Source organism: Streptomyces sp. NPDC051041 (assembly GCF_044456065.1).
Taxonomy (GTDB): Bacteria; Actinomycetota; Actinomycetes; order Streptomycetales; family Streptomycetaceae; genus Streptomyces; species Streptomyces glaucus.
Window position 1 is genome coordinate 94307 of sequence record NZ_JBITFM010000011.1, and the last position, 20858, is coordinate 115164.

Sequence of the window (20858 nt, forward strand, 5' to 3'; positions counted from 1 at the left end):
ACGACACCCGCCAGGAGGCCGCCGATGAGTGACAGGAGCCGCACCGCGCCGTCCGGCAGCGGGGTGACGCCGCAGCCGGCGCGCGCCTGGCCGGCCGGCGCCGTCGAAGCGGCCTTCCGGCTGCTGGCCCGGCTGCGCCGGGCCCCGGCGCTGCATCCGGTGGGGCTGACGTGCTCGGCCGAGCTGGAGGTCGTCGACGACGGGCGCGGACCCTGGGGGGTGCCCTGGCTGGACGCGCCCGGGCGGTACGCCGCCACGGTCCGCCTCTCCCGGGCGGCCGGCCTGCCCCGGCGCTGGCCCGACGGGCTGGGGCTGGCCGTGCGCGTGGCCCGGGCCGACGGGCCGGACCGCGCCCTCGACCTGCTCCTCACCAGCAGCGGCCGGGGCCGGATCACCCGGCGTCTGCCGCTGCCGCGCACCGACGCGCTGGCCGGCCCGTACTCCAGCATGATCTCCTACCGGATCGGCGGACGGCGCGGCCTCCTGGCCGCCTTCCCCCGCCGCACCCGGCCGGGCCCGGTGCACGGCGACCCGGCGGACCTGGCCGGCGCCCTGGCGGCCGGGCCGCTCGTCCTCGACCTGTGCGCCGAGACCGCGGCGGCCGCCGGCGCCGCGGAGGCCGCCGGCGCCGCGGAGGCCGCCGGCACCGCGGGCCGGCTCCGGCGCACGGCCGACGGCCGGACCTGGCGCGTGTTCGCCGTGCTCATGGTGGGCGCTCCCCTGCCGGTGCCGCAGCGGGAGAGCCTGGACTTCGACATCTACGAGCACAGCGTCCCCGGCTTCGCCCCGGGCCGCGCCCTGGCCGCGACCCGCCGCGCCGCCTACCGGGGCTCGCGGGCGGGCCGCAAGGGCGGTCGGGGCCTCCGGGCGCCTTCGCAAGGCGTCCCCGGCCGGCCTCACCGGCCGTAGAGCCTCCTCACCGGCCGTAGGCGTCCTCGCGGGGCAGCGGTCCGACTCCGGCGCGGCGGCCGGGACGCAGCGCCGCGTGCCGTTCGCCGGGGCCGGGGCCGCCGCGGGCGGCGAGGGCGTCGGCGACCAGGCCGGTGACGAAGGCGTAGACGGTCTTGTGCAGGACGTCCACGACGAGTTCCCGGCGCGGCCAGGTGGGAGGCGGGGCGCCGACGCCGGTGGCGTTCTCGAGGATCTGGTCGTTGGTGAGGCGGACGACGGCGAACTTGGCGGAGGCGAACGGTCCGCGCAGCCCGGCTTGGGCCATGACCGAGCGCACCACGCCGAGGAGGGCGGCCTGGCCGTAGTGCATGGCCCAGTTGACCGGCAGCGGCTGTCTGCCGGGGTGTTCGGGCAGGCCGGTCAGGCGCTGGAGGACCCGCGCGGGCACATGGGAGTCGGGCCGGCCCGTGAGGGCCTGCTCGACCTTCTCGCCGAGGGTCATCGCGACGCCTCCGGCGGCGCCGGCGAGCAGGCCCTGCCACAGCGCACGCTTGATCATTTCTCCGCTCCCGTCCCGGCCGGCCGCCGGTCCGCCTCCCGGTCCGGCCCGCGCAGGCGCACCTCGACGTGCCCGTCGACGACCCGGGTGTCGAAGGCGGGCTGGGGGGCGATGGCGGGGCCGCGCACGTTCCAGCCGTCCGAGAGGCGGAAGACGCTGCCGTGCCAGGGGCAGGTGACGCACCCGTCGGCGACCGTGCCCTCCGACAGCGGGCCCGCGAGGTGGCTGCACCGCTCGGCCAGCGCGTGGATCTGCCCGCCGGTCTCGCGCACCACGAGCACCGGCACGTCGTCCACGCTGCGCCGCACGGGCTGCCCGGCCGGGAACTCGTCCACGCCTCCGATACGGTGCCAGCCCTCGGTGACGACGTGCGGGACCTCCTCGGCGTGGTTGGCGCCGGACGCCTGCCGGTAGGCCAGGTGGCCGCCCAGCATGCCGCCGACGCCGACCGCCGTCAGGCCCAGGAAGCCCAACGCGCGGCCCGGTCCGGTGCGGCCCTTGACGCGGCAGACGAGCGAGGCCCCGTACAGGCCGACGGCCACCGTGTTGGCGAGGGCGTGCACGAATCCGACGCGCTGCTGCTCCCGGTGCAGCTCCGCCCAGTCGGCGGCGCCCGCGAGCGCCGCGGGGGCCGCGGCGGCGAGGCCGAGGCCGACCAGCAGGTCGGCCTCGCGGGAGCGGCCCGGACGCAGGTCGAGGACCGCCGCGGACATCCAGCTGCCGATGGGCACCTGCACCATCAGCGGATGGACCGGGTGTCCCAGCCATCTGCCGTGCAGCAGGTCCCGGCCGCGTCCCAGCGGCAGGGCCCACACGCCCTTGCGCAGCACGTCGATCACCGCGTCGGCCCGGGTGTCGCGTTCCAGGCGGTCCAGCAGCCACAGAGTCCGGTTCTGCCGCGTTCGGCGGCGGGGCTTCGCGCTCATGCGCGCCGGGTTTCCACCGGCACGCACGGCAAACGGCCCGCCGGGGGCGGCGGGCCGCGCCGGCTCAGCCGCCCGGCCGGATGACCGCGCGGACGCAGCCGTCCGTCTTGTCCTTGAACATCTCGTACGCCCGCGGCGCCTCGTCCAGGGACACGGTGTGGGTCGCCAGGTGGGACGTGCTGATCTCCCCGGCCGCCAGCCGGTCCAGCAGCATCGGGATGTAGCGCTGGCCGTGCTGCTGGGCGCCCCGGAGCGTGAGGCCCTTGTTGACCACCGCGCCCAGGGGGAACTTGTCGACGAAGCCGCCGAAGACGCCCAGGACGAAGACCGTGCCGCCCTTGCGGCAGGCGTGGACGGCCTGCCGGACGGCGGTGGGGCGGTCGCTCTGCAGCCGCAGCTGCTGCTTGACCTGGTCGTAGAGGTGGACGGGGCTGTCGCTGTGCGCCTCCATGCCGACCGCCTCGATGCACACGTCCGGCCCCCGGCCGCCGGTGCGTTCGCGCAGCTCGGCGCCGACGTCGGTGGCCGTGTAGTCGATGACCTCGCTGCCGATGTGCCGCTCGGTCATCTCCAGCCGTTCGGGGAGCCGGTCGATGGAGATGACGCGTTCCGCGCCGAGCAGGATCGCGGCGCGCGCCGCCATCTGGCCGACGGCCCCGCAGCCCCACACGGCGACCACGTCGCCGGGCTTGACGCCCCCCAGGTCGGCGCCCATCCAGCCGGTCGGCACCGAGTCGGACACGAACAGGGCGCTGGTGTCGTCGACGCCCTCCGGGACGGGGAAGGCGCCGTAGTCGGCGAACGGCACGCGCACGTACTCGGCGTGACTGCCGCGCAGGCCGCCCAGGGCGTGCGAGTAGCCGAAGATGCCGCCGGTGTCGGCGCCGAACAGGGCCTGTCCGACACCGGGGTTGGTGTTGGTGTTGTCGCACAGGGACCACAGGTCGTGGGTGCAGTACCAGCAGCGCCCGCACCCGACGAACGAGGACACCACCACCCGGTCGCCCGCCTTGTGCCGGCGCACCCCGGCGCCGACCTCGACGACCTCGCCGAGGAACTCGTGGCCGATGACGTCCCCGGACCGCATGAACGGGATGTACCCGCCGATGAGATGGAGGTCGGAGCCGCAGGTGGTGCCCGCGATCAGCCGGACGATCATGTCCTGGTCGTTGCGCAGGACGGGATCGGGCACGTCCTCCACGGCGAGCTTGTTGACGCCTTCCCAGCACAGGGCCTTCACAGCACTCCCTCCCCGCTCGCGCGGCGGCTCAGCAGGCCGACGAGCCTCCCGCCGGGGGTGTCGTGCGTCGTCGGCGGGGTGTCGGGCAGCATGACCTCGCCCGTCTCCAGCAGCGCCTTGGCCTCGCGCAGGGCGCGGCGCAGGTCCTGGCGCGGGTCCGCGCCGGCGAGCCGTGCGGGCAGGGAGGACGCGGCCTCGGGCGGGTCCTCCTTCAGCCGGACCGCCAGTTCCGTCCCGTGGTCCCCGGGCGCCGGGCGGATCCGGGTCTCGATCCGGTCGCCGTACTCCTGGAGCGGCGCCGGCAGTTTCTCGGGCCGGAGGTCGGCCGGTGCGCAGTTGACGGTCACCGTCAGCCACCGGTCGAAGGCGGACGGGGCCGTCGGGGCCGCCTGCCGGCGGCGCGTGACGACGACGGCCCCGGCGGCGAGCCCGGCGGCCGCGGCCAGCAGCGTTTTCCCTGAAGCCATCGGCGGTCAGATCCTCGGGTGGCCGGGAGCGGACCGGCGGCTCAGCAGCACGCCCAGGGCGATCATGCCGATGCCGAGGACGAAGTGCAGCCAGTCGTCGGCCGTGTTCAGCGGTACGAAGTTGGCGGCGCTGTCGTGGCCGACGATCAGGCCGTACAGCCACAGCACCAGGTAGACGGCGCCGCCCGCCAGCAGGTACGTACGGGCGGTGGCGGCGGCCCGGGCCATCGCGAGGCCGGCGACGCCGAACGCCAGGTGGACCAGGTTGTGCAGGATGGACACCTGGAAGATGCCGAGCAGCTTGGCGTCGGAGTCGTGCGAGGCGAACTTCATCGTGTCGTAGTCGGTGGTGATCCCCGGGATGAAGCCGAGGATTCCCACCAGCAGGAAGACTGATCCGACCAGCAGTGCCGCCTGCTGGATCGGACTGCGGGCGCTTCTCGTCGCGTGCGTGGTCATGGCGATCGGCCTTGTCGTTCGGGGCGCTTCCGGGTGAGCGCCGGTGCGCGGCGAGTACCCGGAACGCCGTCGCGCTATCTCCCCGCCCGGCCGCCCCCGTCCTCGTCCCCGGCGCGGCGGTCACGGACCGGGCGTCGGTGTCCGTGTCCGGACGCGGGCGGGGGGCCGTGGGCGGGCCGCGTCCCGCCGGGCGGGGCTCACCCGACGTGGACCTCGGCTCCGGCGGTCACCCGGGCCCGCCGGCCGGGCTCGCAGCGCACGACCGTGCGGGCCCAGCCGCGCTGTTGCGCCTCGGTCAGGAACGCGGACAGGGGCGAGCGGAACACCGAGTAGTCGTCGTAGTGGACCGGGAGCGTCAGGCGCGGGCGCAGACGGTCCACCAGTTCGGCGCCCTGCGCGCCGTCCATGGTCACCATCCAGCCGCCGGGCAGCGTGGTGCCGCCGAGGTGCAGTACCGCCAGGGTGATGTCCGGGTACCGGCGGGCGATCTCGTCGAGCCCGTCGAACAGCAGGGTGTCGCCGGAGATGTACAGCCGCAGCCGGACGGGGCCGCGGACCGGTCCGAACTCCAGGAGGCTGCCCATGACGGGCGGCAGCAGCCGGCGCAGCGGGCCGAGCGCGTGCCGCCCCGGCAGGGCGGTCACCCTGACCTGGCCGGCGCCCCGGACGAGGGTGTGGCTGTGCCAGGTCGGCAGGCCGCCCGCCCGGCGGAAACCGTCGCGCACCCGCAGCCGGCGCGCGGCGTGCGGGGTGGTCAGGACGGGCAGCGACCGGTCCAGGTTCCGCCGGGCGACCCGGTCCCAGTGGTCGCCGTGCAGGTGGGACAGGACGACGGCGTCCAGGTCGCCGGGCAAGTCGCGGACGTCGAGCGCCGGTTCGGTCAGGCGGCGGGCGAACAGGCCGTAGCCGAGGTAGGCGTGGTCGCCGCGGTGCAGGAAGTTCGGGTCCGTCAGCAGCGTCAGCTCGCCGTAGCGGATGAGCGTCGTCGCGTTGCCGATGAAAGAGATCTCCACGGCGTCGTCCGGGAGAACAGCGGCCATGGGCCGGCACCTCCGCTGTCGGTGGGTCGTCGGGCGGTGGCGGCGGCCGCGGGGGGGCGTGGCCGCCGTCACCGCCGGGGGGTGGACCGCCCGCGGGCGCCGGGTCAGCGGACCGTCGGGCCGGAGTGGCCGCGGCCGCTCCGGTGGGCGGCGCGGACCGCCGCGGCGGCCGCGAGCGCGAGCAGCAGGGCGACGGCGCCGACGATGATGTTGTTGATCTCCGTGCGGGCGGTGTCCACGTTTCCCGCCACCACCCAGGGCGAGATGATGGTCCACAGGCCGAGCAGGGCGGCCGCCCACGCCCGGGAGTGGGTGCGCTCGTAGGCGTGGCCGAAGCCGCTCAGCAGCAGCGTGTAGGCGATGCCGGTGATCAGGTTGTTCACGGCCAGGGTGGTGAAGCCGTTGAAGCCGGCGATCCAGGGCGACGCGGCCAGGTAGAGGCCGGTGAGCAGGGCCAGCGTCTCGACGGCCTGCCCCCGCTGGCTCGACACCGCCCGCTCGGCCCGGGCGTGGCGCTCCCGCATCTCCACGATGTCCGGATGCGACTCCATGGTGGTGTGTGTGCGTTCGGTCATGATCGCCTCCTGCGTCCGGGAGTCATGGTCCGGCTTCCCGGTGGGGGCCGGGTACCCACCGGACGGCCGCAATCCCAGCCTGCCGCTGTCGGGGCCCGCGGGCGACCGGAGCGGCCGCCCGGCGCCGACGGCGGGCGTGGGCGCGGCCGGTGGCGGCGTACCACTGGACGGCCAGCGTGACGGCGAGGGCGGTCTCGACCAGGTCGCCGCCGTAGTACATCAGCCGGGCGCCGGTGTGCAGGTCGGTCGCGGTGAAGGCGGTGCCGGGCGGGGGCGCCGCGTACAGGCTCTTGGCGAGCACGGCGTGCGCGGCGCCGGCGGCCAGCAGGGCGGCGCCGCGCACGGCGGTGCCGCTGCGGCGGCGCACCGGGTCGAGCCGGCAGACGGCGAAGGCGAACAGCAGGCCGGCCGCGAACACGTGCAGGTGCACGGCCGCGTGCAGCAGGGGCCGGTGGTGGGCGGCGGCGAGGAGTCCGGTGCGGTACAGCAGCCACAGGCCGCCGGCGTCCACCAGCGCCGCCACCGGCGGGAACAGCAGGACGGCGGCGTACCGGGTGTGCGCCGCCGCGAGCAGGGCGCGGCGCGGCCGGCCGGGCGGCAGGCTCCGCAGGGCCAGGGTGAGGGGGCGGGCGAGCACGAGGAGCAGCGGGGCCGCCATGCCGGCGGCCAGGTGCCGGGCCGTGTGTGCGGTGAACGGCCCGCCCGGCGGTTCGCCCAGCACCGCCCAGGCCACCGCGAGGCCGCCGGCGGTGAAGGACGCGTCGCGCGCGCGGGGCCAGGCGTCCCCGCGGCGGCGCAGGCGGCGGGCGGCCACCAGGTAGGCGGCGACCGCGGCGGTGGCCGCCGCGGCGGCGGCCGGTGCGGCCCAGCCGCCGAGGTCCGCGCCCGGGCCGGCCGGCACGGGGTGGACGTGGGCCGGTGTCATGCCGCCGGCCCGGTCCGGGCGCGGCGGGCCGCGCGGACGGCCAGGGCGCAGCCGGCCAGCAGCAGGACCAGGCCGGCGAGGTTCCACGCCCAGTCGTAGGGGGTGACGTCCACGCCGTAGCGGATCTGGTGCACGCGCAGCAGTTTGTGGTCCACGACGCCGTCGAAGAGCTGGAAGCCGCCCAGGCCCAGGAAGAACCCGGCCCGGGCGTGGGCGGCGGCCAGGGCGCGGCGGCGGCGCAGGTCGGCGTGGAGGAAGAATCCGGCGACCAGGCCCAGCAGTTCGGCGGTGTGCAGCAGGCCGTCGGAGAGCAGGCCCACCTTCGTGGTGGAGCGGTCGTAGAAGTGGTGCCAGCCCAGCAGCTGGTGGAAGACGATCTCGTCGGCCGCGGCCATGACGGCCGCGCCGATCAGCGCGCCCACGGCCATGGATCTCCGTGGCTGCGGGCGCGGACCGGGGGCGGGGTGCGAAGGGGCTGCGTCGCTCATGCGGTTCGGATCGCCTTTCTGCCGGACACGGCCTGCCTGCCGGTCCGTCCTACCGGGTCCGGCCGCCCGCCGGTCCTCCGGTGGTCGGCCGGCGCAGCGTGGCCCGCTCGGACGGGTGAACGGTGGACGCGTCGAGTACCCGGCGCGGCGGAGTCACGCGCCCGCGCCCGCCGCCCCGGGGCGCCCCCGGCTCCGCCGCGCGGCGGAGCCGGGGGCGGGAAGCCGGCAACCCCTCGGTGCGGCGAGGGGGTTCGGCACCGCCCGGGCCGGCGGCGCGCCCGGCCCTACCAGTCGCCCGGGCGCGGCTTCGGAGCCGGGGACGTCCGCGCCCGGCGCGCCGGAACCGGGCGCTGCGGCCGGGGCGCCGTCGGCGGGCGCACGGTCGCGGCGCGCGGGCACGGCGTGCGCGACGGACGCGCACCCGGCGGGCACGACGGCGCAGACACCGAGCGTGCCGAGCGCGGGGCGGGGGCGCGCGCCGGTGATTGCGTGCGCGGCGGCCGGGCACCCGGGTCGCACGGTGCGTGGACGGCGGAGGATTCTGGTGGCCGGGTGGTTCAGCTTCCTGCACGGGGAGGCGACCGCCGGGGACGTGCTGGCCCTGCACCGGGTGGAGGAGGTGCTGCGGCGGGCCGGCCTCGGCTACGACGTGGTGTGGAGCCCCGGGTTCCGGGCGGAGGGACCGCACCTGGCGGACGTGGACCCCGGGGCCTACTCCCACCTGGTGTTCGTGTGCGGGCCGGTGCACGGGCCGCAGGTCGAGGAGTTGCACCGGCGGTTCGCGCACTGTGTGCGCGTCGCCGTCGGCACCTCCGTGATCGACCCGGGCTCCCCGGCCGTCACCGGCTTCCACCGGGTACTGGCCCGGGACGCCGCGGGCGGCGGGCCGACGCAGGACCTGGCGGCCCGCGCCCCCGGCCTGCCCGCGCGCCCCGTCGTGGGGGTGGTCCTCACCCGCGGGCAGCACGAGTACGGGCCGCGGCGGCGGCACGACGAGGTCGCCGCCGCGGTGACCCGCTGGCTGGCCGGCAAGGACTGCGCCCGGCTGGAGCTGGAGACCCGGCTCGACGCGCACGACTGGCGGCTGAGCGCGACGCCCGCGCAGCTGGAGTCGGTGCTGGCCCGGCTGGACCTGGTGGTCACCGACCGGCTGCACGGGCTGGTGCTGGCGCTGCGGGCGGGCACCCCGGCGCTGGCCGTCGACCCGGTCGCGGGCGGCGCGAAGGTGACCGCGCAGGCCCGCGCCTGCGGCTGGCCCGCGCTGGTGGCCGCCGAGCGGCTGGACGCGCGGCAGTTGGAGCACTGGTGGCGGTGGTGCCTGACCGGCGGCCGCGGGAGCGCGCGGCGGATCCGGGCCGCCTTCCGGGCGGGCGCGGCACCGGACGGGGCCGACCGGCTCGTCGAGGCGCTGGCGCCGCATCCCGCCGGTTAGCTCCCGGGCTCGCGGGGCACCCGCTTGTCCGTCCGGTCGCCCCGTGAGGAGGGACAGTGACCACCGGCCGACTCCCCGATCACGAGCAGCGCATTCTCGACCAGATCGAACGCGGGCTGCGGCGCGACCGCCGGCTCGCCCGGCGGCTGCGCACGCTCGGTCCGCCGCGGCGGCGCCGCGCGCCGAGCCGCGCCGGCCGCCGGCCGCGGACGGCGACGGCGGTCGTCCTGCTCGTGGTGTCGGTCGCGCTGATGGTGGCCGGCATCGTCACCTCCGAGCCGGGCGTGATCCTGGCGTTCGCCGCCGTGTGGCCGATGGCGCTGTTCGCGGTGTTCCGGCTGCTGTGCCGGTGCACGGAGGGCTGAGCGTCGGCCCGCGGGAGCCCCGGGGGCCCGCGGGCGAACGCCCCGGCGGCTGACGCCGACCGCGCGCGGTCAGCCGATGTAGCTGCGGGCCTTGGAGCGGCGCTGGGACGGTTCCAGCAGCCGCAGGCGCGCCTCGACCTGCGGGGGCAGCACCCGGCGTTCGCGCAGCACCCACGGCAGGGCGGCCGCCGCCTCCGCGAAGGCGCGCAGGGACGCCGTGTCGCGCGGCACCGTGCGGGCCAGGTGCAGGGTGCGGCGCAGGGCGGGGCCGGCGGGGCGGCGCAGCCAGGTGAACCACAGGGTGTTGCGGATGCCGTGGGTCCGCCGGAGCGTCGGGTCCCGGGCCGTGGACGGCTGGTGATGGACCGTCAGGTGATCGGCGTACGTCAGCCACCAGCCGTCGGCCGCGAGGTCCGCGGCGAGCAGTTCCTCCTCGCCGCCCAGCCACAGCCGGGGGTGGAAGCCGCCCGCGGCGCGGAAGGCGTCGGCGCGCAGCACGGTCGCGGCGGCCAGGAAGGAGCCGAGGGCGGGGCCGGGCAGCCACGCGGGGCCGGGGATGGGCGAGTCGCGCAGCTCCTCGACGATCGGGTCCTCGGTGCCGTCCGGCTCGACGACGATGCGGGCGGTGACGGTGGCGAGGCCGGGGTGCCGGTCGAGGAGGTCGGCGGCCCCGGCGAGCGAGCCGGGCGCCCACCAGGAGTCGTCGTCGCAGAAGGCGACGTAGGGGGTGCTCACCTGACGGACGGCCAGGTTGCGGCCGACGGCGCCCAGGTTGCGGCCGGGGCGCAGCAGCCGCACCCCGGGGTGGCGCCGGGCGACGGCGGCGGACGTGCCGTCGGTGGAGCCGTTGTCGGTGACGATCACCGGTGGCCGCTCCGGCAGCTCGGCGAGGCGGTCGAGGGTGCGCAGGAGTTCGTCGCGCCGGTCGTGGGTGATGACGACGACCGTCGTGCGGGGGTCGGTCATGCGGCCGCTCCCTCCAGCAGGCGGACGGCCCGTTCCAGGTACGGCGGCAGGGGCCTGCGGTCGCGCAGCGCGGCGGGCAGCAGGCGCAGGACGTCGCGCAGGGCGCGCCGGGCGTGCGGGTCGTGGCGGGCCTCGGCGACCAGGTCGCGGGTGCGGGCCAGCGCGTACGGCAGGGGCCGGCGCAGCCAGGCGGTGAGCAGGTGGTTGCGGCGGACCACGGCCGGGCGGTCGGTCCGGGGCCCGGGGTCCGGGTGGTGGTGGGCGACCACGTCGGGGCAGTGGGCGACGCCCCAGCCGCGGGCGGCGAGGTCGTAGGCGAGCAGGGTCTCCTCGCCGCCGATGAACAGCAGCCGGTGGAAGCCGCCCGCGTCGAGGTAGGCGCTGCGGCGGACGACCGCGGCGCAGGCGATGAAGCCGAGGACCTGGGTGCCGGGCAGGTCGGTCGCGCGGCCGAGGGGGGAGCCGGCGAGGACGGCGTTGAGCGGGTCCGGGGCGCCGGCGGGGCCGACCAGGGTGCGGGCGGAGAGCAGGCCGAGCCGGGGGTGCTCGTCGAACAGGCGGGCCGCCGTGGCGAGCGCGCCGGGCGCCCACCAGGAGTCGTCGTCGCTGAAGGCCACGTAGGGGGTGTCCAGCAGGCGCAGACCGTCGGTGCGGGCCAGGGCGCCGCGGTTGCCGGGCAGGGCGAGGACGCGGACCTCGGGGAAGTCCCGGGCGAGCAGCGCGCGGGTGCCGTCGGTGGAGGCGTTGTCGGCGACCACGACGGGAGGCCGCTCCGGGAGGGCCAGCAGGTGGCGCAGGGTGACGGCGAGGCGCGCGGAGCGGTTGCGGGTGGCGATGACCACGCCGACGGCCGGGCGGCGCGCCGGATCGGCGGGCGGGCGGTGGGCGAGGGTCGACAGGCCGTTGTCCATGGGGTCCTCGGCAAGGGATCGGTTCGCGGGCCGGCCGCGGGGCACGGCCCTGGTGAGCGGTTCGCGGGCCGGCCGCGGGGCACGGCCCCGGGGGTCGGCCGGTGTCCCGCCGGCGTGCCGCGGCGAGGCGCCGGGGCCGGGGCGCGCGGTCACGGCCCCGGGGCGCCGGGCAGGCCGGCGAGGGCGTCCAGGACGTCGTCGGGGGTGATGCGGAGCAGGGCCGGGTCGGGGCGGCGGCCGTGGGGGTCGCCGTCCGGGCCCGGGTGCCACAGGGCGCGGTGGCGGGGGTCGGCGGGCGGGCCCCAGCGGCTGGGCGGCACCGGGCCGAAGAGGGTGACGGACGGCGCGGCGTGGGCGACGGCCAGGTGGGCGATGCCGGTGTCGCCGCTGACGACGGCGCGGGCGCCGGCGACCAGCGCGGACAGCCGGTCGTAGGGCAGGCCGCCGCCGAACACGTCCGGGCCGGGCAGGCCGGCCAGTTCGGCGAGGCGGGCCACCAGGTCGTCCTCGTCCGGTCCGCCGGTGACCACGACGCGGTGCCCCCCGGCGCGCAGGGCGTCGGCGACGGCCGCGTACCGCTCCACGGGCCAGCGGCGGGAGGGGGCGCCCGCGCCGGGGTGCAGGACGACCGCGCCGGGGGCCGGGGACGGCCCGGGCGGGCGGGGCAGCAGCAGGTCGGCGGGGTCGGCGTCGACGCCGTACGCCCGCAGCAGCCGGCACCAGCGGTCGCGCTCGTGCTCCTGCGCGTACCAGGGCGGGCCGTCGACCTCGGGTGTCCCGGGGTGCGCGAAGGCGAACAGCCGCCGCGGGCGCAGCCGCGTCAGCAGCCGGTGGCTGGGCGGCCCGTTGCCGTGCAGGTCGACGGCGACGTCCGGGGGCGGCCCGCTCCAGTCGAGGCGGGCGGGCACGGCCCGGCCGGGCGCGGAGGCGGGCAGCAGCCGGTCCGCGGCCCCGGCCGCCGCCGCGACGGGCGCCAGTGCGGCGGGGGCGGCCAGCACGATCTCGTGGTCCGGGAAACCCCGCCGCAGGGCGCGCAGCGCGGGCACCCCGGCGAGCAGGTCGCCCAGGCCCAGGGCGCGCAGCACCAGGACGCGCGGCGGAGCGGCCGGTGTCATCGCACCCCCTCCGCCGCGCGGGCCATCAGGGCCGTGGAGGAGCGGCCGTCCAGGTACGGCAGCAGGACCGCCTGCCCGCCCCACTCCTGCAGCAGCGCGGCCTCCGGCAGGTCGGCGCCCGCGTAGTCGCCGCCCTTGACCCACACGTCGGGGCGCAGGTCGGCGAGGAGGCGTTCGGGGGTGTCCTCGTCGAAGACGGCGACCGCGTCCACGCAGGCGAGGGCGCGCAGGACGCGGACCCGGTCCGCGAGCGGGTTGACCGGGCGGCCCTCGCCCTTGCGGCGCCGCACCGACGCGTCCGAGTTGACGCACACCACCAGGCAGTCCCCGAGCCGCCGGGCGGCCTGGAGCAGCCCGACGTGACCGGCGTGCAGCAGGTCGAAGCAGCCGCCCGCGGCGACGACGGTGCCGTGCTCGGCGCGCACCCGCGCGGCCAGGGCGTACGGGTCGTCGGCGGCGGGCGGGGGCGCCGGGGTCCGGGAGTCCGCGCGGGGCAGGGCGCCCGCGCCGCCGGCGGCGACGAACGCGCTCGCCGCGCCGACCGCCCCCTCGACGGCCTCCCCCACCAGCGCCCCGTCCGCGAGCAGCCCGGCCGCCGTCGCGGCGAACCGGTCCCCGGCGCCGCAGGCGTCGCCGTGGTGCGCGGCGGGCGCGGGTACGAGCAGCGGGTGCTCCCCGTAGGACAGCAGGGCGCCGCGCGGGCCGAGGGTGACCGCGACGGCGGCCGCGCGCCACCGCCGTACGAGGGCGGCGGCGCTGTGCGCGGCGGCCCGCAGGCCCTCCCGCGGCCGGTCGCCCCGCGGGGCGAAGGCGTGCGCCTCCTTCTCGGAGGGCGTCACCAGCCGGGTGCCGGGCGCCGGCGGGCCCCCGCGCGGATGCGGGTCCCACACCAGCGGCGGGCGGGCGGCCAGGTCGTCCCGGAGGGCGTCGGCGGCGCCGCGGCCGTAGTCGGAGACCAGCACGGCCGGGGCGCGGCGGACCGCCGCGCGGGCGGCGCCGGTGGCCTCGCGGGTGCGGCCGTCGCCGCGGTCCAGGCGGACCACGGGACGGTCCTGGGCGAGGACGCGGGTCTTCTCGGGCAGGGTTCCGGTCAGCGGCAGCGGCACCAGGTCCAGCCAGGGGTCCAGCAGGCGGCGCAGCGCGCGGCTCGCCGGGTCGTCGCCCACCCCGGTGACGAGCGTGACGTCCCGGCCGTCGCGGGCGGCGAGGTACGCGGTGAGCGCGGCGCCGCCGGGCCGGACGCGCTCGGCGCACCCGGAGACGACCGGGACGGGCGCGTCCGGCGCGAGCCGGTCGGCGCTGCCGGCCAGGTCCCGGTCCAGCAGGGCGTCGCCGACCACGACCAGCGGGGACTTGTCAGCCATGCGCGCGGTCACCTCCGTGGCCGTCCGCCCCGCGCCGCACCCCGCGCCCCACCCCGCCTTCCAGCGCCGCGTCGAAGGCCGCGCACACCATGTGCACCGCCACCAGGTGCAGTTCCTGCACGGTCGCCGCGGCGGGCGCCGCCACGCACAGGGCCTCGTCGCAGCCGGCCGTGAGCGGGTTGGGGGCCGGTCCGGTCAGCGCCCACACCCGCACCCCGGCGGCGCGGGCCGCGTCGGCGGCGGACAGCAGGTTGGCGCTGGCGCCGGAGGTGGACAGCAGCACCAGCACGTCGCCGGGGCGGCCGTGGGCGCGCACCTGGCGGGCGAACACCTCGTGGACGCCGTAGTCGTTGGCGATGGCGGTGGTCGCGGAGGTGTCGGCGTGCAGGGCGATCGCGGAGAACGGCGGCCGGTCGTCGCGGTAGCGGCCGACGATCTCGGCGGTCAGGTGCTGGGCCTGGGCGGCGCTGCCGCCGTTGCCGGCGGCCAGCAGCCGGCCGCCGCCGGACAGCACGGACGCGAGCCGCGCGCCCCAGCGTTCGGTGATGTGCGCCGACGCCCGGAACGCGGTCAGCGCGTCCTGGAGTTCGTCGCAGTGTCCGGCCACGGGCGGATGCACGGTCATCACGCCACCTCCTTCGACAGTGCGTGGCCGGCGAGCGTCAGCCGGTAGACGTGTTCGACGCCGTCGGCGACGCGCCGCCAGGTGTAGCGGGCGAGGACCCGGGCGCGGCCGGCCGTGCCGTAGCGGCGGCGCAGCCCCTCGTCGGCGAGGAGGCCGCGGGCGGCGGCCGCGACCGCCCCGGGGTCCTGCGGCGGGACGAGCCGGCCGGTGGCGCCGTCGGCGACGGAGTCGCGGTGGCCGCCGACGTCGGTGGCCAGGACGGGCACGCCGCACGCCATGGCCTCCAGCGGCACGATGCCGAACGGCTCGTAGACCGGGGTGCACAGCACCAGGTCGGCGCTGCGCAGCAGCCCGGGCATGTCGCGCGGGTCGACGGCGCCGAGCAGCCGCACCCGGTCGGCGACGCCGGCGCGCCGGGCCAGCCGGGTGAGGCGCCGGGCCTCCGGATCGGCGTCCAGCGCGCCGGCCGGGGGACCGCCGGCGATGAGGAGTTCGGTGTCGGGGACGCGGGCGAGCGCCTGGATCGCCTGGTCGTAGCCCTTGCGGGGGACCAGCCGGCCGCAGGCGAGCAGGCGGTGCCGCTGCCGCCGGGCGGGCGTGGCGCCGGTGTCGGCGCCGGGGTGGAAGTGCTCGGCGTCCACCCCGCAGGGCACCACGGACACCTGCCGCTCCGGCACGCCCATGCCGGCCAGTTCCCGCACCTCGTCGGTGCAGGTGGCGAGGACCCGTTCGCAGGTGCGGCCGAGCTGCCGCTCGATGCCGATCCGCTCCTGCGGGCTGGTGTCCCGCCGGCCCTGGTGGCGCCGCTTGACGGTGCCCAGCGCGTGGAAGGTCTGCACGACGGGGATGCGGTGCGGCTGCGCGCCGAGCAGGCAGGCCAGGCCGGACATCCAGAAGTGGGCGTGCGCCACGTCGGGCCGCTCGCGCCGCCAGGCCCGCGCCAGGTGGGCGCCGAAGCCGGGCATGTGGGGGAACAGCTCGTCCTTGGGGACCGGTTCGGGCGGTCCGGCCGTGACGTGCTCGACGACCGCGCCGCCGGGCAGCGGCACCCGGTCGGGCAGGTCGGCGGCGTCACGGCGGGTGTAGACGGTGACGTCGTGGCCGCGCCGGGCCAGCTCCTCGGAGAGGCGGGCCACGTAGACGTTCTGGCCGCCGGCGTCGACGCCGCCGAGCGCGGCGAGCGGGCTGGCGTGCTCGGACACCATGGCGATCCTCATCGGGTCACCTCCTTGAGCAGCCGCTCCCAGTCGTTCAGGAAGCGGGACAGCCCGTAGCGGGCCAGGGCCGCCGCACGGGCCGTGTCGCCGGCCGTGCGCGCGCGCAGCGGGTCGGCCAGGAACTCCCGTACGGCGTCGGTCAGTACGTCGATGCGGTTGGTGACCACGCCGGCGCCCGGGGGCACCGCCTCGGTCACCTCGGTGGTCGCGAGCGCGACCACCGGCATGCCCAGGTGCATGGCCTCCAGCAGGGACAGGCCGAGGGAGGTCCAGCGGACGGGGTGGACGTACACACGCCGTCGGGCCAGTTCGGTGTGCAGGTCGGCCTGCACCAGCTCGTGGGAGCGGCAGCGCCGCGGGGACACGCCGATCCGGCCGGCGAGGCCGTCGGTGCCCATGCCGAACACGTCGAGCGGGGCGGCCCGCGCGAACGCGGGCAGCAGGTCCGTGCCGGTGGTGCGGCCGCGCCGCACCGGCTCGTTGACCACCACGGCCGCCCGCGGAAGCTCGCCGGTCCAGCGGTGGCCGGGGTCGACGACGCCGTGCTCGACGACCGTGGTGGGGGTGGCGCCGGCGTCCCACATCAGCCGGTTGAAGTGGGTGACGTGGACGAGGGTGACGCCGGGGACGTCGGCGGCCGGGTGCCGGGTGTCGGGCACGTCGCCGTGCGGGGCGTTGTGCTCCAGGTAGACCAGCGGCGGGCGGCGGCCCAGCCACCGGTCGACGAGGGCGAGTTCGTGCGGGCGCTGCAGGACGACCACGTCGATGTCCTCGTCGCGCAGCCGCTCCGGCGGGACCTCGATCACCGACTCCGGCCAGTCCCAGGTGCGGGCGCGGCCGAGGCCGTCGGGGCCGCGGTCGGGGGTGACGGGGACGACGTAGGTGTGCGGGCCCTGCACGAAGGCCGTGGTCCACGACCCGTGCACGTGCCAGATGAGGATCCTCATGTCTCCCCCGTCAGTTTCTCGACTGCGGCGACCACGTCCGTGGCGGTGACCGTGTCCAGGCACGGGTGGCCGGGGACCGGGCAGGTGCGGGCCCTGCTGTCCGCGCAGGGCGCGTCCTGGTCGCCGAGCAGCACGTACGGCACGCCGTAGGGCCGCCAGCGTTCGGCGGGCACGACCGGCGCGAACAGCGAGACGACGGGGGTGCCGACGGCGGCGGCCAGGTGGGCCGGGGCGGTGTTGCCGGTGACGACGGCGGCGGCCCCGGCGAGGACGCCGGACAGTTCCGGTGCCTCGGTGCGGCCGCCGAGGTCGAGGCCGTGCCGGCCCGCGACGTACGCGGTCAGGTCCCGCTCGCCCGGGCCGCCGGTCACCACCACCCGGTGTCCGGCCGCGGCCAGTTCGCGCACCGCCTCCGCGCTGCGCTCCGGGCTCCAGGCGCGGGCCGGGACGCTGGCGCCGGGGTGCAGCACGACGTACGGGCCGGGGCCGGTCAGGTGGGTGGTGCCGGGCGGGGGCAGCACGCACAGCCGGTCGTCGCCGGGGCGCGGGAAGCCGGCGGCCTCGGCCAGGTCGAGCGCGGCCTGCACCTCGTGGGCGTGCGGGGCGCGGTGGTGGCGCACGTCCAGCAGGGAGCCGGGGTAGTCCTCGCTGTCCGCGGCGATGCGGCGCACGCCGGCCAGCCGCAGCAGCAGCGCGGTGGGCAGCGGGGACTGGTGGAAGGAGGTGAGGACCAGCGCGGTGTCGGCGCCGGCGGCGGCGATCCTCTCGACGAGGCCGTCGATCTCGGCCCGGTCGACGTCCGGCGGCTGGAAGCCGGCCCAGGGGGCGTCCCAGACGAGGAGGTCGTCGACGCCGGGCAGCAGCCGGGCGGCGGGCGCGCCGCGCGGTCCGCACAGCAGGGTGACGTGCTCGGCCCGTGCGGCGACGGCGCGGACGGCGGGCCCGGCGAGCAGCACGTCCCCGAAGCTGTCCAAGCGCGTGACCAGTGCTTTCACCACGACCTCCCGCTGGTGTCGGCGGGTCCGGTTCCGCGCGGGCCGGCGGTGGCCCCGTCGCCGTCGAGGGCGTTCCCGATCGGGCGGCCGTCCACCAGGGCCCGGCCTCGCGGCGGCCCGTCCAGCACCGCGCGGACGGCGGTCGCCAGGTCCGGTGCCACGTGCTGCGCGGCCGCCGTCTCCCGCGGGCGGGTCTGCGGGGTGGGGACGAGGATGCCGTGGGCGCCGGCCCGGCGGGCGGCCTCGACGTCAGCGCCGATGTCGCCGATCACCACGCAGTCCTCGGGCGGCGTGCGGATCCGCCCGGCGGCCCGCAGCACGAGCCCGGGTTCGGGCTTGCGGCAGCGGCAGCCGTCGCCGGGGCCGTGCGGGCAGACCGCCCACACGTCGAAGGGGCCGAGCAGCTCCTCGACGCGCCGGTTGACGCGGCGCACGTCGGCGTCGGTGAGCAGGCCGCGGGCCACGCCGGACTGGTTGGTGACGACGCCGGTGCGGATGCCCCGCGCGCGCAGCAGGGCGAGCGCCTCGCGGGCGCCCGCCACGGGCCGGACCAGTTCGGGGTCGCCGTTGTAGGGGACGTCGTGGACGAGGGTGCCGTCGCGGTCGAACAGGACGGCCCTCACCGGGCCGGTGCGGCTCATGCGGCCACCTCCCGCCAGGCGGGGGCGGCGCGGTGCCGCCACGTCCCGCTCAGCCGGTGCCAGGTCGCGGCCGGCGGGATGAGCACGCTGGTGGCCAGCATGGTCGTCACCTCGTCCCGGGTGCGCGGGCCGGGGGCGATGCGCGCCCAGGCGAACTCGGCGGTGCCGGCCGCCCAGCCGAGCGCGGCGGCCGCGGCGGCCCGCCGGCGGCCGGCGGCGGCCAGGACGAGCGCGGCGGCGCCCGCGGCGGTGATCGCGGCGTGGGCGCGGATGCGGCCGCGCGGCGCCGTCGCCTTCGCCCACCAGCCGGGGCCGTGCAGCCGCCGCATCAGGGCGTCGTCGGCGTTGCCGCGCTGCTGTTCCAGGGAGACCCAGCGGGAGGCGGGGCGCACCGGGTGCCGGGTGGTGCGGCGGCCCCGCCGGATGCGCCAGCCGGCGTCGAGCAGCCGCAGCGCGAGGTCGGCGTCCTCGCGGAAGGCCCGTTCGAAGCGTTCGTCGAAGCCGCCGGCCTGCTTGAGGGCGTCGGTGCGGTAGGCCATGTCGGCGGTGATCCAGCGGGCCCGGGCCAGGCCGGCGGTGCCGCGTTCCCAGTCGGTGGGGGGGCGCCCGCCGGGCAGGGGGACGGTGATCACGCCCTGCACGCCCGCGGTGTCGGGGGCCGCCTCGGCGAGGTCCCGCACGAGCTGGTCGCACCAGTGGGGGCCGACCTGCACGTCGTCGTCGAGGAAGGCGGTCCACGGCGCGGTGACCGCGCGGACGCCGGTGTTGCGGGCGGCGGCCGGGCCGCGGCCCCCGCCGCGCAGCACGACCGTGCGCTCGCGCAGGTCGCCGAGGACGCTCAGCGGGTGCTCCAGCGCTTCCGGGCCGGCGTCGGGGCCGGGCCGGTCGTCGACGAGGACGATCCGCTCGGGGGGCGGCCCGGTGGCGGCGGCGAGCGCGGCGAGGCAGTCGGCGAGCGTGCCGCGCGCCAGGGTGGGGATGACGACGGCGTATCCGGTCATGCGTACGCCTTCCCGCGGCGGACCACGTACGGCCCGATCGCCAGCAGGTCCACGGGCGCGGAGCCGAAGCACTCCAGCGCGTCGCGCGGGTCGTCCACCATGGGCCGCCCGGCGGTGTTGAGGCTGGTGTTGACCACGACCGGCAGCCCGGTGCGCCGCTCGAAGGCGTGCAGCATGCGGGCGACCAGCGGCTCGCGGCGCTCCTCGACGGTCTGGATGCGGGCGGTGCCGTCGACGTGGACGACGGCCGGGATGCGGTTTCGCCACTCGGCGGCGACGTCGTGCACGAAGAGCATGTACGGGCTGGGGAGCGGCCCGCGGAAGATGCCGGCGGCGCGGTCGGCGAGGACCATCGGGGCGACCGGCCGGAACTCCTCGCGGCCCTTGACGTGGTTGAGCCGTTCCAGGTTCTCGGCCCGGCCGGGGTGGGCGAGCAGGGAGCGGTGGCCCAGGGCGCGCGGCCCGTACTCGCTGCGGCCCTGGAACCAGGCGACGATGCCGTCGCGGGCCAGTTCCTCGGCGACGGTCTCGGCGACGTCGTCCGGCCGCTCGTAGGGGACGGCGGCCGTCTCCAGCCAGGCCCGCAGCTCCTCGTCGCGCCAGCCGCGGCCGAGGTCGGCGCCCGGCATCGGCTGCGGCAGCTCCTCCTGCGCGGCCACGTGCAGGGCCCCGCCGAGGGCGGTGCCGGCGTCGCCGGCGGCGGGCTGCACCCACACGTTCCGGTACGGGCCGCGGGCGGCGATCTTCGAGTTGGCGACGCAGTTGAGGGCGACGCCGCCGGCCAGGGCGAGCGACTCGCCGCCGGCCCGGCGGTGCAGCCAGTGGACGAGTTCCAGGAGGGTTTCCTCCAGGGCGGCCTGGGCGCTGGCGGCCAGGTCGGCGTGGTCCCGCGTCCAGGGCTCGTCCCCGGCGCGGGGCGGGGCGAGCGCGGCCCAGTCCACGCCGTGGGCGCGGAAGCCGCCGTCGCCGGTGGCGTGCACGTGCTCGCGCAGCCGGGGCAGGAAGCGGGGCGTGCCGTAGGAGGCGAGGGCCATCACCTTGTACTCGTCGCTGCTGCGCAGGAAGCCGAGGTGGGCGGTCAGCTCCTCGTAGAGCAGGCCGAGCGAGTGCGGCAGCGCCTGCGCGGCGAGCGTGTCGAGCTTGCCGTCGCGGTAGCGGCCGGCCAGGTGGGAGGCGGCCTCGCCGCGGCCGTCGAGGACCAGGACGGCGCTGTCGGGATGCGGGCAGGCCAGCCCACCGGAGGCGGCGTGCGCCACGTGGTGCGGGACGAGGACGACCCGGCCGGGGTCGAGTCCGGGCAGTGCCTCGGCGAGGAACTCCGGGGCGCGGCGGGCGTACTCCAGGCGCAGCGGGTCCCAGGGGTCGTCCAGGCCCATGGCGCGCGCGGGCCGGGCGAGCCCGGGGTCGAAGGAGTAGGCGACGGCGTCCAGCTCCTCCGGCCGCACGCCCCCGTGGGCCAGGCACCAGCGGGCCGACAGCTCGGGCAGCTCCCAGGCGGAGAACGGCACCGGGCGCTTGCCGTGCTTGCGGCGGCTGAAGCGCTCCTCCTCGGCGGCCGCCACGGTCCTGCCGTCGACGACGAGGGCGGCGGCGGGGTCGTGGAACAGGGCGTTGATACCAAGGATGCGCATGGGATGTGCTCCGTCCCGAGCGACAAATGGTTCTTATGGGACACGCGGGTGCCGCGCCGCGGCTGTCTCAAACACTTG

Annotated in this window: 23 protein-coding genes; 3 read left to right on the plus strand and 20 right to left on the minus strand. The window is 77.9% G+C overall.

Features of this window, described 5'->3' with window-relative positions:
• Nucleotides 1-24: 24 nt before the first annotated feature.
• Nucleotides 25-909, plus strand: a complete 885-nt coding sequence (locus tag ACIBAI_RS18890; protein ID WP_399035612.1) for a phosphodiesterase — start codon at nucleotides 25-27, stop codon at nucleotides 907-909.
• Between the two features lie 7 nt (nucleotides 910-916).
• On the opposite strand, the gene ACIBAI_RS18895 is transcribed toward ACIBAI_RS18890, so the two are convergent.
• From ACIBAI_RS18895 to ACIBAI_RS18935, 9 genes are all read right to left on the minus strand, one after another.
• Nucleotides 917-1450 carry a hypothetical protein gene (locus ACIBAI_RS18895; protein WP_399035614.1) on the minus strand — a complete coding sequence of 178 codons (534 nt, stop codon included), beginning with the start codon at nucleotides 1448-1450 and terminating at the stop codon, nucleotides 917-919.
• Complete coding sequence (locus ACIBAI_RS18900) at nucleotides 1447-2376, minus strand: Rieske 2Fe-2S domain-containing protein (RefSeq protein ID WP_399035616.1); 930 nt, start codon at nucleotides 2374-2376, stop codon at nucleotides 1447-1449. The genes ACIBAI_RS18895 and ACIBAI_RS18900 overlap by 4 nt, the downstream gene beginning before the upstream one ends.
• Nucleotides 2377-2440: 64 nt before the next feature.
• Nucleotides 2441-3616: a zinc-dependent alcohol dehydrogenase gene (locus tag ACIBAI_RS18905; protein ID WP_399035618.1), complete on the minus strand. Its 1176-nt coding sequence runs from the start codon at nucleotides 3614-3616 to the stop codon at nucleotides 2441-2443.
• Complete coding sequence (locus ACIBAI_RS18910) at nucleotides 3613-4083, minus strand: hypothetical protein (RefSeq protein ID WP_399035620.1); 471 nt, start codon at nucleotides 4081-4083, stop codon at nucleotides 3613-3615. Before ACIBAI_RS18910 ends, ACIBAI_RS18905 begins: the two co-directional genes overlap by 4 nt.
• 6 nt (nucleotides 4084-4089) lie before the next feature.
• Complete coding sequence (locus ACIBAI_RS18915; RefSeq protein ID WP_399035622.1) at nucleotides 4090-4542, minus strand: DUF4383 domain-containing protein; 453 nt, start codon at nucleotides 4540-4542, stop codon at nucleotides 4090-4092.
• 197 nt (nucleotides 4543-4739) lie between these two features.
• Nucleotides 4740-5582, minus strand: coding sequence for an MBL fold metallo-hydrolase (locus ACIBAI_RS18920; protein WP_399035623.1), 843 nt, complete (start codon nucleotides 5580-5582; stop codon nucleotides 4740-4742).
• Nucleotides 5583-5686: 104 nt separating this feature from the next.
• On the minus strand, nucleotides 5687-6157 hold the full coding sequence (locus tag ACIBAI_RS18925; RefSeq protein WP_399035625.1) for an SPW repeat protein: 471 nt from the start codon (nucleotides 6155-6157) through the stop codon (nucleotides 5687-5689).
• A 22-nt stretch (nucleotides 6158-6179) separates the two neighbouring features.
• Entirely contained in the window at nucleotides 6180-7082 is a 903-nt protein-coding gene (locus tag ACIBAI_RS18930; RefSeq protein WP_399035627.1) for a cytochrome c oxidase assembly protein, read from the minus strand.
• On the minus strand, nucleotides 7079-7510 hold the full coding sequence (locus tag ACIBAI_RS18935) for a DUF2243 domain-containing protein (protein WP_399035629.1): 432 nt from the start codon (nucleotides 7508-7510) through the stop codon (nucleotides 7079-7081). The genes ACIBAI_RS18930 and ACIBAI_RS18935 overlap by 4 nt, the downstream gene beginning before the upstream one ends.
• A 604-nt stretch (nucleotides 7511-8114) precedes the next feature.
• Between ACIBAI_RS18935 and ACIBAI_RS18940 the strand changes: the two genes are divergently transcribed.
• Both ACIBAI_RS18940 and ACIBAI_RS18945 read left to right on the plus strand, forming a co-directional pair.
• Nucleotides 8115-9002, plus strand: coding sequence for a polysaccharide pyruvyl transferase family protein (locus ACIBAI_RS18940; RefSeq protein ID WP_399035631.1), 888 nt, complete (start codon nucleotides 8115-8117; stop codon nucleotides 9000-9002).
• Nucleotides 9003-9058: 56 nt separating this feature from the next.
• Complete coding sequence (locus ACIBAI_RS18945; protein WP_399035633.1) at nucleotides 9059-9367, plus strand: DUF3040 domain-containing protein; 309 nt, start codon at nucleotides 9059-9061, stop codon at nucleotides 9365-9367.
• A gap of 69 nt (nucleotides 9368-9436) precedes the next feature.
• On the opposite strand, the gene ACIBAI_RS18950 is transcribed toward ACIBAI_RS18945, so the two are convergent.
• From ACIBAI_RS18950 to ACIBAI_RS19000, 11 genes are all read right to left on the minus strand, one after another.
• The gene (locus tag ACIBAI_RS18950; RefSeq protein WP_399035635.1) at nucleotides 9437-10333 is read right to left on the minus strand and encodes a glycosyltransferase family 2 protein; all 897 of its coding nucleotides are present in this window, start codon (nucleotides 10331-10333) and stop codon (nucleotides 9437-9439) included.
• Nucleotides 10330-11244, minus strand: coding sequence for a glycosyltransferase family 2 protein (locus ACIBAI_RS18955; protein ID WP_399035636.1), 915 nt, complete (start codon nucleotides 11242-11244; stop codon nucleotides 10330-10332). The genes ACIBAI_RS18950 and ACIBAI_RS18955 overlap by 4 nt, the downstream gene beginning before the upstream one ends.
• 149 nt (nucleotides 11245-11393) lie before the next feature.
• The gene (locus tag ACIBAI_RS18960; RefSeq protein ID WP_399035637.1) at nucleotides 11394-12359 is read right to left on the minus strand and encodes a glycosyltransferase family 9 protein; all 966 of its coding nucleotides are present in this window, start codon (nucleotides 12357-12359) and stop codon (nucleotides 11394-11396) included.
• Entirely contained in the window at nucleotides 12356-13723 is a 1368-nt protein-coding gene (rfaE2, locus tag ACIBAI_RS18965) for a D-glycero-beta-D-manno-heptose 1-phosphate adenylyltransferase (protein ID WP_399035639.1), read from the minus strand. Before rfaE2 ends, ACIBAI_RS18960 begins: the two co-directional genes overlap by 4 nt.
• The gene (locus ACIBAI_RS18970) at nucleotides 13716-14348 is read right to left on the minus strand and encodes an SIS domain-containing protein (protein WP_399035641.1); all 633 of its coding nucleotides are present in this window, start codon (nucleotides 14346-14348) and stop codon (nucleotides 13716-13718) included. Before ACIBAI_RS18970 ends, rfaE2 begins: the two co-directional genes overlap by 8 nt.
• Nucleotides 14348-15565 carry a glycosyltransferase gene (locus ACIBAI_RS18975; protein WP_399035642.1) on the minus strand — a complete coding sequence of 406 codons (1218 nt, stop codon included), beginning with the start codon at nucleotides 15563-15565 and terminating at the stop codon, nucleotides 14348-14350. The genes ACIBAI_RS18970 and ACIBAI_RS18975 overlap by 1 nt, the downstream gene beginning before the upstream one ends.
• On the minus strand, nucleotides 15562-16512 hold the full coding sequence (locus tag ACIBAI_RS18980; RefSeq protein ID WP_399035644.1) for a glycosyltransferase: 951 nt from the start codon (nucleotides 16510-16512) through the stop codon (nucleotides 15562-15564). The genes ACIBAI_RS18975 and ACIBAI_RS18980 overlap by 4 nt, the downstream gene beginning before the upstream one ends.
• Complete coding sequence (locus tag ACIBAI_RS18985) at nucleotides 16509-17507, minus strand: glycosyltransferase family 9 protein (RefSeq protein WP_399035646.1); 999 nt, start codon at nucleotides 17505-17507, stop codon at nucleotides 16509-16511. The genes ACIBAI_RS18980 and ACIBAI_RS18985 overlap by 4 nt, the downstream gene beginning before the upstream one ends.
• Complete coding sequence (locus ACIBAI_RS18990) at nucleotides 17504-18148, minus strand: D-glycero-alpha-D-manno-heptose-1,7-bisphosphate 7-phosphatase (protein ID WP_399035647.1); 645 nt, start codon at nucleotides 18146-18148, stop codon at nucleotides 17504-17506. The genes ACIBAI_RS18985 and ACIBAI_RS18990 overlap by 4 nt, the downstream gene beginning before the upstream one ends.
• Complete coding sequence (locus ACIBAI_RS18995; protein WP_399035649.1) at nucleotides 18145-19149, minus strand: glycosyltransferase family 2 protein; 1005 nt, start codon at nucleotides 19147-19149, stop codon at nucleotides 18145-18147. The genes ACIBAI_RS18990 and ACIBAI_RS18995 overlap by 4 nt, the downstream gene beginning before the upstream one ends.
• On the minus strand, nucleotides 19146-20780 hold the full coding sequence (locus ACIBAI_RS19000) for a carbamoyltransferase (RefSeq protein ID WP_399035652.1): 1635 nt from the start codon (nucleotides 20778-20780) through the stop codon (nucleotides 19146-19148). Before ACIBAI_RS19000 ends, ACIBAI_RS18995 begins: the two co-directional genes overlap by 4 nt.
• Nucleotides 20781-20858: the final 78 nt, after the last annotated feature.

Coding starts and splice junctions, on each gene's coding strand:
- ACIBAI_RS19000 (WP_399035652.1), bottom strand. CDS start 20,780: ATGCGCATCCTTGGTATCAACGCCCTGTTCCACGACCCCGCCGCCGCC.
- ACIBAI_RS18920 (WP_399035623.1), bottom strand. CDS start 5,582: ATGGCCGCTGTTCTCCCGGACGACGCCGTGGAGATCTCTTTCATCGGC.
- ACIBAI_RS18980 (WP_399035644.1), bottom strand. CDS start 16,512: ATGAGGATCCTCATCTGGCACGTGCACGGGTCGTGGACCACGGCCTTC.
- ACIBAI_RS18910 (WP_399035620.1), bottom strand. CDS start 4,083: ATGGCTTCAGGGAAAACGCTGCTGGCCGCGGCCGCCGGGCTCGCCGCC.
- ACIBAI_RS18900 (WP_399035616.1), bottom strand. CDS start 2,376: ATGAGCGCGAAGCCCCGCCGCCGAACGCGGCAGAACCGGACTCTGTGG.
- ACIBAI_RS18915 (WP_399035622.1), bottom strand. CDS start 4,542: ATGACCACGCACGCGACGAGAAGCGCCCGCAGTCCGATCCAGCAGGCG.
- ACIBAI_RS18970 (WP_399035641.1), bottom strand. CDS start 14,348: ATGACCGTGCATCCGCCCGTGGCCGGACACTGCGACGAACTCCAGGAC.
- ACIBAI_RS18955 (WP_399035636.1), bottom strand. CDS start 11,244: ATGGACAACGGCCTGTCGACCCTCGCCCACCGCCCGCCCGCCGATCCG.
- rfaE2 (WP_399035639.1), bottom strand. CDS start 13,723: ATGGCTGACAAGTCCCCGCTGGTCGTGGTCGGCGACGCCCTGCTGGAC.
- ACIBAI_RS18960 (WP_399035637.1), bottom strand. CDS start 12,359: ATGACACCGGCCGCTCCGCCGCGCGTCCTGGTGCTGCGCGCCCTGGGC.
- ACIBAI_RS18995 (WP_399035649.1), bottom strand. CDS start 19,149: ATGACCGGATACGCCGTCGTCATCCCCACCCTGGCGCGCGGCACGCTC.
- ACIBAI_RS18895 (WP_399035614.1), bottom strand. CDS start 1,450: ATGATCAAGCGTGCGCTGTGGCAGGGCCTGCTCGCCGGCGCCGCCGGA.
- ACIBAI_RS18935 (WP_399035629.1), bottom strand. CDS start 7,510: ATGGCCGTGGGCGCGCTGATCGGCGCGGCCGTCATGGCCGCGGCCGAC.
- ACIBAI_RS18950 (WP_399035635.1), bottom strand. CDS start 10,333: ATGACCGACCCCCGCACGACGGTCGTCGTCATCACCCACGACCGGCGC.
- ACIBAI_RS18975 (WP_399035642.1), bottom strand. CDS start 15,565: ATGAGGATCGCCATGGTGTCCGAGCACGCCAGCCCGCTCGCCGCGCTC.
- ACIBAI_RS18890 (WP_399035612.1), top strand. CDS start 25: ATGAGTGACAGGAGCCGCACCGCGCCGTCCGGCAGCGGGGTGACGCCG.
- ACIBAI_RS18930 (WP_399035627.1), bottom strand. CDS start 7,082: ATGACACCGGCCCACGTCCACCCCGTGCCGGCCGGCCCGGGCGCGGAC.
- ACIBAI_RS18925 (WP_399035625.1), bottom strand. CDS start 6,157: ATGACCGAACGCACACACACCACCATGGAGTCGCATCCGGACATCGTG.
- ACIBAI_RS18990 (WP_399035647.1), bottom strand. CDS start 18,148: ATGAGCCGCACCGGCCCGGTGAGGGCCGTCCTGTTCGACCGCGACGGC.